The sequence below is a fragment of the Streptomyces sp. SID14478 genome (assembly GCF_010548525.1).
GTDB lineage: Bacteria > Actinomycetota > Actinomycetes > Streptomycetales > Streptomycetaceae > Streptomyces.
On sequence record NZ_JAAGMG010000397.1, the window covers coordinates 1 to 12005 of the forward strand.

At 70.5% G+C, this 12005-nt stretch carries 11 protein-coding genes and 2 pseudogenes; 2 read left to right on the forward strand and 11 right to left on the reverse strand.

Features of this window, described 5'->3' with window-relative positions; translation table 11 throughout:
• The 3 genes and pseudogenes from G3I40_RS13150 to G3I40_RS13160 all read right to left on the reverse strand — a co-directional run.
• A pseudogene (locus G3I40_RS13150) lies at positions 1-436 on the reverse strand (response regulator transcription factor); the annotation flags it as partial.
• A gap of 112 nt (positions 437-548) precedes the next feature.
• Positions 549-1271, reverse strand: a complete 723-nt coding sequence (cpaB, locus tag G3I40_RS13155; protein WP_164302347.1) for a Flp pilus assembly protein CpaB — start codon at positions 1269-1271, stop codon at positions 549-551.
• Positions 1272-1324: 53 nt separating this feature from the next.
• Positions 1325-2266 (reverse strand): hypothetical protein, encoded by a 942-nt coding sequence (locus G3I40_RS13160; RefSeq protein WP_343244916.1) that lies wholly within the window; start codon positions 2264-2266, stop codon positions 1325-1327.
• A gap of 241 nt (positions 2267-2507) precedes the next feature.
• Here G3I40_RS13160 and G3I40_RS13165 point away from each other — a divergent pair, with 241 nt between their 5' ends.
• The gene (locus G3I40_RS13165; RefSeq protein ID WP_164302348.1) at positions 2508-3509 is read left to right on the forward strand and encodes a chitinase; all 1002 of its coding nucleotides are present in this window, start codon (positions 2508-2510) and stop codon (positions 3507-3509) included.
• Between the two features lie 130 nt (positions 3510-3639).
• On the opposite strand, the gene G3I40_RS13170 is transcribed toward G3I40_RS13165, so the two are convergent.
• The 3 genes from G3I40_RS13170 to G3I40_RS13180 all read right to left on the reverse strand — a co-directional run bounded on the left by G3I40_RS13170 (position 3640) and on the right by G3I40_RS13180 (position 6113).
• Positions 3640-4074 (reverse strand): VOC family protein, encoded by a 435-nt coding sequence (locus G3I40_RS13170; protein WP_164302349.1) that lies wholly within the window; start codon positions 4072-4074, stop codon positions 3640-3642.
• Between the two features lie 86 nt (positions 4075-4160).
• Positions 4161-5489, reverse strand: a complete 1329-nt coding sequence (locus G3I40_RS13175) for an Nramp family divalent metal transporter (RefSeq protein ID WP_164302350.1) — start codon at positions 5487-5489, stop codon at positions 4161-4163.
• Between the two features lie 87 nt (positions 5490-5576).
• Positions 5577-6113, reverse strand: coding sequence for a hypothetical protein (locus tag G3I40_RS13180; protein WP_203643969.1), 537 nt, complete (start codon positions 6111-6113; stop codon positions 5577-5579).
• A 111-nt stretch (positions 6114-6224) separates the two neighbouring features.
• Between G3I40_RS13180 and G3I40_RS13185 the strand changes: the two genes are divergently transcribed.
• Positions 6225-6620 carry a hypothetical protein gene (locus G3I40_RS13185; RefSeq protein ID WP_164302352.1) on the forward strand — a complete coding sequence of 132 codons (396 nt, stop codon included), beginning with the start codon at positions 6225-6227 and terminating at the stop codon, positions 6618-6620.
• A gap of 1019 nt (positions 6621-7639) precedes the next feature.
• Here G3I40_RS13185 and G3I40_RS13190 read toward each other — a convergent pair.
• From G3I40_RS13190 to G3I40_RS13210, 5 genes and pseudogenes are all read right to left on the reverse strand, one after another.
• On the reverse strand, positions 7640-8944 hold the full coding sequence (locus tag G3I40_RS13190; protein WP_164302353.1) for an MFS transporter: 1305 nt from the start codon (positions 8942-8944) through the stop codon (positions 7640-7642).
• Positions 8945-9048: 104 nt separating this feature from the next.
• Positions 9049-10536, reverse strand: coding sequence for a gluconate:H+ symporter (locus G3I40_RS13195; protein WP_164302354.1), 1488 nt, complete (start codon positions 10534-10536; stop codon positions 9049-9051).
• A gap of 113 nt (positions 10537-10649) precedes the next feature.
• Positions 10650-11060 (reverse strand): RidA family protein, encoded by a 411-nt coding sequence (locus G3I40_RS13200; protein WP_164302355.1) that lies wholly within the window; start codon positions 11058-11060, stop codon positions 10650-10652.
• The gene (locus G3I40_RS13205; RefSeq protein ID WP_164302356.1) at positions 11057-11824 is read right to left on the reverse strand and encodes an IclR family transcriptional regulator; all 768 of its coding nucleotides are present in this window, start codon (positions 11822-11824) and stop codon (positions 11057-11059) included. Before G3I40_RS13205 ends, G3I40_RS13200 begins: the two co-directional genes overlap by 4 nt.
• Positions 11821-12005, reverse strand: a pseudogene (locus G3I40_RS13210) (sugar kinase); the annotation flags it as partial. The pseudogene G3I40_RS13210 and the gene G3I40_RS13205, both read right to left, overlap by 4 nt.

Here is a 12005-nt window from a genome sequence, read left to right on the forward strand (position 1 = left end):
TCAGCTCCGCGCCGGTGCCGCCGGCCAGGTGGCGGCGCATGCCCGTGGACCAGGAGGCGGCGGCGTGGACGCGTTCGGCGAGGGCGTCGTAGCCGAGGGGGAGGGCGACGATGCCGCGCGCCCCGCTGTCCATCGCGGCGGTGAGCAGGGCCGGGCTGGTGTCGGCGGTGGCGAGGACGACGCCGACCCCCGGGAAGCGCAGGACCAGGTCGCGGATCAGGTCCAACGCCGGTACGGGGCCGATCCGTTCGTGGACGAGGACGACCTCGGGCAGCTCGTCGAGCGACTCGGCGGCGAGCCGGGCCAGGGTGTCGAGCAGCGCCGTGGAGTCCGCGACGGGCGGGGCGGGTTCGGTGTCGGGGAGCTGGGACAGAAGGGTGACCAGGGCGCGTGCCGCCTCCGGCTCGGAGGCGGCGGGGAGGATGCGGGTCGTCATCGGCGGTATCCCTTCAGGGGCACTGGCGCGCGGGTTGCCGTGCTTTGCCCCGGGCCCCGCCGCCGATCGTCCCGGTGCGGGGCCTGATGGGCGCGCATCGCATGAGTGGCCATCACTTGTCCTCGTCCAGCGTGTACGACCGGTCGCCCGGCGCGATCGTCCCGGCGTCCCCCGGCGCGACGAGCGCGAGGCGTACGTGGGTGGCGAACGACTCGGCGTACGCAACCCGTTGGGCGTCCGCGGCGCTCAGCGCGAAGGTGATGGGCACCGCCTCGCCCTGCCGCCGGGTGGCGTTGTTACCCGAACTCCCCGCCCCCTGCTGGTCGATCGGCGTCAGCTTGCCCACGTCGAGGACCTCGGCGTTCTCCACGATGACCTTGGACTGGTCGCGCTGCTTGTCGTTCTCGGCCTTGAAGGTGGCGTAGATGTTGACCTTCGAACCCGGGTCGATCTTTCCGGCGACGCCCGTCTCCGCGTCGATCATGATGGCGATCTCCTGCTGTCCCGCCTTGAGTTCGGGCCGGGCGACGATCATGTCGGTCTGCAGCAGGGAGCCCTTCTTGAGCTGGGTGACGGCGATCTTGCCGCGGACCTGGCGCAGGCTGGTGACGGCAGTGTCCGACAGCCAGCGCTCCGGCATCTCCACCTTCTCGAACTGGTCGTCCGAGAGCTCCTTGTAGGGCGCGACGTCGCTCTTGAGGCGGTACGCGGTCACCTCCGGCCCCACCTTGGAGTTCACGTCACGGATCACGGACAGCACACCGGCGAACGCGCCGAGGGCGCACAGGGCCGAGACGACCAGGAGGATGACGCCGCGGCGCTGACGTGAATTCATGGACGGGGCAACCTCGTTGGTAGGCGGGCGGGGTCAGGGTTCGGGGGTCGGGGTCAGTGGTGCGGGGTGGCGCGGGGCAGGGCCGCTCTGCCCGCCCCGGCGGCCGGGGCGAGGGACGCGCGGGTGGCACCCGCGCGTTCGGGCGGTGCGTCGGCGGCCAGTGCGGCGGAGCAGAACCCGCAGCGGTCGCCGATGAGTTCGAGCCCGCACCAGCGGCACTCCTCGCGCCGCACTGACGACACGAGCTGGTACAGGACGGAGATGTCGGGGATGGCGGCGGCGAACTCGACGATCCGCCCGGGGTGGGCGCCCTTGCCCGTCGCCCACCAGCGCGGCGACTCGGCGGGCAGCCGCGTCTCGGTCGCGCCCTGCACCCGCCAGGCCGGGGCGAGCACCCCGGTGACCCAGTCGGTGGACTGCTGCCCCGCGGCGTAGAACATCCGCGTACCGAACGAGGGGCCGCCCGGCGTCTCCGTCCCGGTGACGCGCAGCAGTTGCGGCTGCGGCGAGGCGACGACCGCGAACTGGGCGCCCGGCGACCAGGACTTGGCGTGCGCCTTGAGCGAGACGGGGACGCGGTCGAGCTTGGCCACGGAGCCGACGAGGGCGCCCGCGTGGACGTAATGGGCGAGCAGCCGGCCCGCGGAGGCCAGGACACCCGGGCTGAAGTCGCAGACCGACAACTGGCGCAATTGCAGCGCGAGCACGGCGAGGCCGAGCGGTGGCAGCTCGGGGCGCAGGATGGCGATCCGGTCGCTTTCGAGCACGGAGCGCACGGAATGCAGCCGGTGGACGACCGCGTCCGGCACGGACTGCGGACAGAGCACGATGACATACCCGTGCTGTTCGATCAGCGTGTGGACGTCGACGATCGCGCGGTCGAGCGGATAGGCGTCCGGCGGCTCGCCCACGGGGAGCACGGCGGCGCTCGGAGTGTGCCGGTCGGGCGAGGTGAGCACCAGGTCGGGGTCGGTCACGGCTATGGCGGTCGGCACGCGGGAACCCCCCGGTCGCTCTGCGTTCCTCCAGCAACTGCAGTGTGTGTTCCTGCCTGAGCACCATATCCAGGCGGGCGCCCGGCAACACCCCACTTCGCACTGTTCACGAACCTCCGGCGCCCGGGTTGGCGCGGAAGTGACGTCGCAGTATTGGCGCAATCCCTTGACAAGCCTATTGGTCTGGACCAGTTTGTACGCCCAGCAGCTGCTTCCCCACTCCCCCCACCCGGAGGCAGAAATGAACTCCCCTCACCGCAGACGCCCCCGACTCGCCACGCTCATCGGCACGTTCGCGACGGCGGCCGCGCTGGCCGTGACCGGTCTGCTCGCCACGAGCGGCACCGCCTCGGCCGCGTCCGTCCCCGCGCACGCGGTCACCGGCTACTGGCAGAACTTCGACAACGGCGCGGCCGTCCAGAAGCTCAGCGACGTGCCGTCCGACTACGACATCATCGCGGTCGCCTTCGCCGACGCCACCACGACGCCCGGCGCCGTCGACTTCACGCTCGACTCGGCGGGCCTGGGCGGCTACACCGAGGACGCCTTCAAGGCCGACATCAAGGCCAAGCAGGCCGCGGGCAAGTCGGTGGTCATCTCGATCGGCGGCCAGAACGGCACGGTCTCGGTCAGCGACTCCGCCTCGGCGACGAACTTCGCGGACTCCGTCTACGCCCTCATGCAGGAGTACGGCTTCGACGGCGTCGACATCGACCTGGAGAACGGCCTCAACTCCACCTATATGTCAAAGGCGTTGGAGTCGCTCGCTGCCAAGGCGGGCAGCGGATTCGTGCTGACGATGGCACCGCAGACGATCGACATGCAGTCGACGTCGGCCGAGTACTTCAAGACGGCCCTCGCCGTGAAGGACATCCTCACGGTCGTCAACATGCAGTACTACAACAGCGGTTCGATGCTCGGCTGCGACGGCAACGTCTACAGCCAGGGCTCCGTCGACTTCCTCACGGCGCTCGCCTGCATCCAGCTGGAGGGCGGTCTCGACCCGTCCCAGGTCGGCATCGGCACACCGGCGTCGAGCAGCGCGGCGGGCAGCGGCTACGTGGCGCCGTCCGTGGTGAACGACGCCCTCGACTGCCTGGCCAAGGGCACGAACTGCGGCTCCTTCAAGCCCTCGAAGACGTACCCGGGGCTGCGCGGCGCGATGACCTGGTCCACCAACTGGGACGCGTCGAACGGCAACGGGTGGTCCTCGGCGGTGGGCCCGCACGTCCACGGGCTGTGACCCGCGGCCGGTAACCCGCGAACCGGCAGCGCCGCCGCTCCCCCGGCGGCGCTGCCCGTCCTCCGGATCCGTCACCTGCCACCCGTCACCCGTCACCCGTCACCCGTCACCCGTCACCCGGATCAATACGTCAGTCGAGGCAGAACTCGTTGCCCTCGATGTCCTGCATCGTGATGCAGGACTCGTTGAACTCGTCGGCGCGCTGCGCCAGCACGGTGACCGCGCCGAGAGCCTTCAGCCGTTCGCACTCGGCCTCCAGCACGGCGTAGCGCTCGTCGCCCACGAGCCCGGTGCCGACCCGCACGTCGAGGTGGACCCGGTTCTTGACGACCTTGCCCTCGGGGACGCGCTGGAAGAACAGGCGCGGGCCCGCGCCCGAGGGGTCGACGCACGCGAACGACGCGCCCTGCTCCTCGGGCGGCAGGGACCGGTCGAACGCCTCCCAGCTGTCGAACCCGACCGGAGGCGGCGGTACGACGTATCCCATCACCTCGCACCAGAAGCGGGCGACGCGCTCCGGCTCCGCGCAGTCGAAGGTGATCTGGACCTGCCTGATCGTCGTCATGGGAGCCACCGTAACGATCACGGCCGCGCCGGTCGAGGGTGTTTCCCGCGTGTGCCCCTGGCCTTCGGCCGGCTCGGCGAGGCGGTTCAGAAGAAGTCCGACCAGGCCGTGTCCCAGATCTGCTGCACGCACAGCACGACGAACAGCAGCCCCGCGATGGTGAGCATCCCGTTGCTCAGCCAGCCGTTGCGCCATGTCGCGGGCGTACGGGCCGAGTTGAGCAGCCACACCAGGGTGAGTGCCAGGAACGGCATGAAGGCCGCGCCCAGGACCCCGTACAGGATCACGAGGCGGAACGGCTGGCCCTGGAAGAGCAGGACGATCGGCGGGAAGGTCAGCCACAGCAGGTAGACGCGGAACGGCCAGCCCTTCTCGCGGGCGCCGCGGGCCACCTCCGCGCCGCTCGTGCGCGCGCCGCGGTAGCGCTCCACGAAGTCGGCGAACATGATGCTCACGCCGTGCCAGACGCCGATCAGCGACGTGAAGGACGTCGCGAAGAAGCCGACGAGGAAGAGCTTCGCCGTCGCCGTGCCGTACTGCGCCTCCAGGATCTTCGACAGATCCACAAGTCCCTTGTCGCCGCTGGCGATCGACGTGTGCGAGGCGTGCAGCATCTCGGCGCCGACGAAGAGCATCGCCACGACGAAGACGCCGGTGGTGATGTACGCGACCCGGTTGTCGAGCCGCATCACCTTCATCCAGGACGTGTTGGTCCAGCCCTTGGCGTTCACCCAGTACCCGTACGCAGCAAGGGTGATGGTGCCGCCGACGCCGCCGATCAGGCCGAGGGTGTTGAGGACCGAGTCCTTCTCGTCGGGCAGGACGGGCAGCAGCCCGGCGAAGGCGTCCCCGAGATGCGGCGTCACGCGGATCGCGAGGTACACCGTCACCACGAACATGACGCCCACCAGGACGGTCATGACCTTCTCGAAGACCTCGTACTTGTTGAACCAGACGAAGGCCAGACCGACGACGCCGCACAGGACCGCCCACGGCTTGATCGACCAGTCGGCCGGGAACACGTCGGGGAACAGGGCCTGCAGCGGCAGCGCGCTCGACGACATCGCGGCCGCGCCGTAGACGAAGCCCCAGATCACGACGTAGACGACGAAGAACCAGGTCGTCCAGCGGCCCAGGCTCGCCCAGCCGTCGAACAGGGTGCGGCCGGTGGCCAGGTGCCAGCGGCCCGCCGCCTCGGCCAGGCTGATCTTGACGACGCAGCCGATGATCGCGGCCCACAGCAGGGTGTAGCCGAAATTGCTGCCGGCGATGAGGGTCGCGACGAGGTCGCCCGCGCCCACGCCGGTCGCGGCCACGACGATGCCGGGGCCGATGTACTTCCAACTGGACTTGCGGGGTTCGGGTTCGGTCGCGGTGCCTGTGCCGGTCGCTGGGTTGCCCGTGGTGTCCGCCATGAACATCAAGGGTGCGTAAAGAATCCCCGGTGGCAAGAGCGCCGTCAGGAACGCGCCGAGATCGTGATCCCGGCGGCCCCCTCCCGCCTACTCCTCGAAGTACGCGTCCAGCGCCTCGTCGATCCGGTCCGTCCACTCGGCGAGGCGGGCCTTGTCGGGCGCCTCGACGTCGTTCGGGAACCAGCGGCTGTTGGGCATGTGCACCGTCACCGTCAGGCGCTTGCGGGACGTGCCGTACTCGACCGCGCTGATCTCGTCCCAGGTGAAGTCGGCTTCCTGGTCGTCGAGCGTGAACCGGACGCCGGTCGCGTCGACCGTGATCGAGCCACGGCGGTCCTTGGCCTCCAGGACCGGACCGTCGCCGCTGTCCTTCTCCCCCTCGGCCTCGGCCTCGGGGTCGGCCTCGGGGTCGGCCGACTTCTCCAGTACGGCCTTCTCCGGCTCGTCCTGCGTCGTCACCTCCTCCGCGACCGCATCGGATTCGGATTCCGTGACCGTGTCTTCGACGTCCTCGACGTCCTCGACGTCCTTGGCCGGCGCCTCCGGTCCGGGAGACGTCAGGCCGGGAACGTACGCCGGGTCGAAACCGGCACCGGTGACGGGCGTGACCTTCTGACTCTCCATACGCTGCTCCACGGGGCGAAGTATGGCGGACGAGCCTGTGCGGCGCCTCCCCCGGGCCGATCCGAACACCGCGCGCCACCCTCGCACCGTACGGGTGGGACCATCGGCGACATGATCGGATGGATGCGCCACGCCCCGCGCGGTGCCGTGGTCCTGGCCCTCGCCGTCGCGGCCGGGATGCTCTGCGTGGGCGCCGTCGCGCACGTCACCGATCTCCTGCGCCACGGGCTGCACCCCTACCCGGCGGAACCGGCCTGGCTCAACCTCTACTGGACCTGCCTCGCGGCCCTCGACCCGCTCGTCGGGGCGCTGTTGATCGCCGGGCGGCGGCCGGGCGTCGCCCTGGCGTGCGCCGTCATGACGACCGACCTCGCCGCCAACTGGTACGCCGTGTACAGCATCCAGCACAGCGACGTCGCCGCCCAACCCGGACTGCAGCGCCTGATCGCCTTCGCCCTGCTCGTCCTCGCCACGGCGCCCTACCTGTACCGGCGTCTGCCCCGTTGAGACGGCCGGGGCCGCATGCTCGTAGCGGCGCTCACCCAACGCCGGGGCTGCTGCCCGCGCCCCCACGGGATCGGGAAGGCGGTGGGGGCGGAACTGCTGCTGCTGCGGTGATGGGGTCCGTCGCTCTGCGACGGTGGGGTGGTGCCGGTGGTTCGCATGCGGCTCTCCGCCGGTGGGCGCCTTTTTGCTTGGATTGCATGGCTGGGGTGCGGTGGGTGGTTGAGCTACCTCCGCTTGTCGAGTGTCGTCGGACCGCCGCCTTGGGCTGGCTTTCGTCGGCTGGGGAGTGTGGGTGGAAGGGCAGAGAGTCACCCATTTCCTTCAAGGCCCTTCGGTCGCGCCCGCCACTCCCTGTGGCGGGTTGGGTGGCGCGTATGGGGGGTGGTGGCGGTGGCCACAAAGATGCGGCAAGGGGGAGGGGGTGGCGTCACACGTGACGCATCCGTCTCTCTGGTGCGGCTCGTGGGGGGTTTAGGACACCCACAGGACCGGAGAGTGTCCTAAACCCCCCACGAACCCATCGAGACCACCTCTGTCGTCACACCCACCACCTCAGCCACCCACCCACCAGCAGACGACCGACCGGCCTCCCCCAGCCTCCACCCGTAGCTGCGTCTTTGTGGCCACCGTCACCACCCCACATACGCGCCACTCAACCAGCCACAGGGAGTGGCGGGCGCGACCGAAGGGCCTTGAAGGAAATAGATTGCTTGGTCCCCTTCCACCCACCCTCCGTCACCACCGAAAGTCAGCCGTAGACGGACAGTTGGCCGACTACGAGAGAAACGGAGGTAGCTCAACCACCCACCGCACGCCAGCCATGCAATCCAAGCAAGAAGGCGCCCACCGGGCCGCCACCCGACTTCGAACCACAGTCACTACCCCACCGTCGCGACGCGACGGACCCCCCCACCCCCGCCCCCACACCCCGCGCGGGCCGTCGTCCTCGCCTTCGTCATCGCGGTCGGGATGCCGCTGTTGATCGGAAGGAGGCGGTCGTCGAGGTGGCCGGGGCCTGCTCAGGAGCCCTCGGGCAGCGCCCGGCGGGTCCGGACCGGGGACAGGAAGACCGGCAGGAAAGCCGTGGCCGTGAAGGCGCCGCCGACCCAGAGGACCGTCCGTACCGAGGTCGTCTCGGCGAGGGCGCCGGAGGCCGCGGCGGCCAGCGCGAGCGACCCCATGAAGAGGAAGCGGAACGTGGCGTTCATGCGGCCGAGCATCGCGTCCGGCGTCAGGCGCTGGCGCAGAGTCACACCGAGGACGTTGTCGACGCCCGTCTTGAACGTGACGGCCAGCCAGCCGCATCCGGCGATCAGCAGCAGCCACCAGTCCCGGCCGATCAAGGGCACGAGGAGGCCCGCCGGGGCCAGGCACAGGCCGGCCAGGCCCAGGGTGCGGCCGTAGCCGAAGCGGACGGCGATCCGGCGGGCGGTGCGCGCGCCCAGCAGCATGCCGACGCCGCCCGCGGCCCAGAACAGGCCCAACGCCCCTGCGGTCAGGCCCAGTTCGCGTACGAAGAGCAGGGGCAGCATGGTGTTGATGAGCTGGCTGCCGAAGTTGACCAGGGAGCCGGTCGCGGCGAGGGCCCGCAGTTCCGGGTTGCCGAGGACGTGCCGGAGGCCTTCGGCGATCTGGGTGCGCAAGGGGACGCGCGAGGCGGCCGGGGTCGCGGGCGGCGCGGCGGGCGCCGGTGCGATCCGGGTGAGCGTGAGCGCCGAGGCCAGGTAGCCGGTGGCCGCGACGACCACCGCGTAGGGCAGGCTCACCAGCTGGACGAGGCCGCCGCCCACGCTGCGGCCCGCGATGCTGCCGAAGCCCATCAGGCTGACCAGGGCGGCGTTGGCGGGGACGAGTTCGTCGCGGCGTACGAGCTGTGGGACGACGCTCTGCGATGACACGTCGAAGAAGACCGTGGCGCAGCCCGTGAGGAAGACGACCGCGTACAGGTGCGGGAGAGTCAGGCTGCCGAGCCACCAGGCCAGGGGGACGGACGCGAACGACACCCCGCGCAGCAGGTCCGCGACGATCATCAGGCGGCGCTGCCGCATCCGGTCCACCCAGGCCCCGGCGGGCAGTCCGATGAGGAGGAAGGCCAGGGTGCTGAGGGTGGACAGGGCGCCGATCTGCGCCGGGGTCGCGTCGAGCGCGGAGACGGCGACCAGGGGCACCGCCAAGTAGCAGACGTTGGAGCCGAGCTGGCTGAGTGCGGTGCCGGTGAACAGGGTGCGGAAGTCGGGGTTGTGCCAGGGGGAGGGCGGGGCGTCGTCGCCGACGGTGCCGGCCGCGTCGGCCGTACGTAGCGTCTTGTCCTGCGGCGTGCCCACGCGTCCCCCGGGGTGGTGTCGTCCCTGTGGTCGGACCCCGCACCCTGACGCACCGCGGGCCCGCGGGACAAGGGAGTTGTCCTGCGGGCCCTGGTGGGGTCGGCCTATACGAACAGGCTGATCACCGCCGCCACCGCGAATCCGGCGACGGAGAGGACCGACTCCAGGATCGTCCAGGTCCGCAGGGTGTCGCGCTCGGAGATGCCGAAGTACTTGGCGACCATCCAGAAGCCGCCGTCGTTGACGTGCGAGGCGAAGATGGAGCCCGCGGAGATCGCCATGATGACGAGGGCCGTGAAGGCCTGGGAGTAGTCGCCCTCGGCGAGCAGGGGGGCCACGATGCCCGCCGTCGTGACGATCGCGACCGTCGCCGAGCCCTGGGCCACGCGCAGCACCAGGGAGATCAGGTAGGCGAGGACGATGACCGGCAGGCCGACGTTGTTGAAGGTGTCGGCGAGGGCCTTGGCGATGCCGCTCGCGCTCAGGACGGCACCGAAGACACCGCCCGCGCCGACCACCAGGAGGATGTTGCCGACCGGCTTCAGGGACGCGGTGGACACCGTCTCCAGGGACTTGCGGGACCAGCCGCGGCGGATGCCGAGCAGGTAGTACGCGAGGAGCAGGGCGATCGTCAGCGCCACGAAGGGGTGGCCGAAGAACTCGATGACGGAGCGGCCCGTGGAGGGGTCGAAGGCGATCGAGGAGAAGGTCGCCAGCAGGATCAGGACCAGTGGCGTGCCGATGATGGAGAACACGACGCCGAGCGAGACCGGCTTCTCGGTCGGGGTGACGCCCGAGGCGCGCTGCTCCTCGACCAGGGCGGCCTTGGCCTCGTCGGCGGCCTCGACCATGTCCTGCGGTACGGGGACGAAGACGCGCTTGCCGATCCAGGCGGCCCAGCCCCAGGCGGCGAGCACGGCCGGGATGCCGCAGATGATGCCCATCAGGATGACCCAGCCGAGGTCGACCTTCAGCAGGCCGGCGGCGGCGACGGGGCCCGGGTGCGGCGGCAGGAACGCGTGCGTCATGGACAGGCCCGCGAGCAGCGGCATGCAGTACAGGATGATCGACTTGCCGCCGCGCTTGGCGGACGCGTAGACGATCGGCGCGAGGACGAAGATGCCGACGTCGAAGAAGACGGGGATACCGAAGATCAGGCCCGTGAGGCCCATCGCGAGCGGGGCGCGCTTCTCACCGAAGAGGTTCAGCAGGCGGGAGGCCAGCACCTCGGCGCCGCCGGAGACTTCGAGGACCGCGCCGAGCATGGTCCCGAGGCCGATGATGATCGCGATGTGTCCGAGGGTGCCGCCCATGCCGGACTCGATGGTCGAGACGGCGGTGGACTTCTGGACGGTGCCGAAGAGTTCGGTGACGGACAGGCCGGCGCCGAGGCCGACGGCTATGGAGACCGTGAGCAAGGCCACGAAGGGCTGCAGCCGCACCTTGATGATCAGGAAGAGCAGCAGGGCGATGCCGAGTGCGGCGATGGTCAGCAGACCGGTGGTGCCGCCGATGAGCGGCAGGATGCCGCCGGTGTGGGGTGGCGTGGGCGCCGGGGCGGCGGCCGCGAGCGGAGCGAACAACGGGGACATCTTCGACCTCGTAAGGGCATGGGCTTTCAGGGCAGGGGGGATCGCGGTGCGGCGCATCGTGGTGATGCGCCGCTCCGTGACGACGTACGGGTGGAACTACGGGGAGGGCGTGCTCAGCCGAGGACGGCGAGCGCGTCGATCTCGATGAGCAGGCCCGCGGGGAGACCGACGTAGACCGTCGTGCGCGCGGAGGCCGGGGCCTTGAGGCCCTGCTCCTCGAAGTACTCGTTGTAGATCTTGTTCATCTCGGCGAAGTGGTCGACGTCCGTCAGGTAGACGCGCATCATCATGACGTCGTCCCAGGTGGCGCCGCCCTCTTCGAGGATCGCCTTGACGTTGGCGAACGTCTGCAGGGTCTGCTCGCGCAGGGTCGGGCCGGCCGGCGTGGGGGCCTTGCCCTCCTCGGCGGGCAGGAAGCCGACCTGGCCGGCGACCTGGAGGAGGTTGCCCTTCTTGACGCCGTGCGAGAACTTCGCGGGCGGCGTGGTGTGCGTGGCGGGGGTGAGCGCGGTCTTGTCGGTCATCGTGAACTTGCTTCCTTCGTGGGGGCGTTGCCGGAGTAGTCCCGGCTGATGGCTTCCGCCGTGCGGCGCACCAGCGGGAGCAGGGTGAGGAGTTCCTCGGCGGTGACGACGACGTTCGGTGCGGAGACCGACATCGCGGCGACGACACGTCCGTCCGCGCCGCGGATCGGGGCCCCGACGCAGTTGATGGACTCCTCGTGGCCACCGAGGTCGGTGGCCCATCCCTGTTCGCCCACCTTCTCCAACTCCCGCAGGAAAGCGGGGGCGTTGGGGGTCGAACGGGATGTGTACATGGGGTAGTCGAGCCGGTCCGCGAGGGTGCGGCGCTCGGGCTCGCTCAGGTCGGCGAGGAGCAGCTTGGCGACGGCGGCGACCGTGATCGCGACCGGCTTGCCGATGCGCGAGTACATGCGCACCGGGTAGCGGCTCTCGACCTTGTCGATGTAGAGGACCTCGTGCTCCTCGTACACGGCGAGGTGGATGGTGTGCCCGACCTTCTCGTTCAGCTCGACGAGGTGGGGGTGGGCGATCTCGCGCACGTCCAGGTTCTCCACGGCCTCCTGCGCGAGGGCGAAGAGGCGCGCGCCGAGCCGGTAGCGCTGGTCGGACTGGCGGTAGACGAGGCCGTGTTCGTGCAGGGTGCGCAGCAGGCGCAGGGCCGTGGACTTGTGCACGTCGAGGCGGTCGGCGACCTGGCCCAGGTCGGCGGGTCCCTCGGCGAGCAGCGGCAGGATGCTGAGCGCGCGGTCGACGGTCTGGCTCATGGCGTACGTACCTCCTCGGCGGCCCTGCGGTCGGCTGACGCGGTCCAGCCGGGGCCGAGGTGCAGTGTCTCCCACTCGTGCGGCGCCAGGGCGACGAGGCGGTCGGCGTGGGCGCGGCTCGGCGGCGCGGCGAGGTCCCCGGGGACGGTGAGGGCGGCGGCGGCCCACAGGTGGCCGTGGC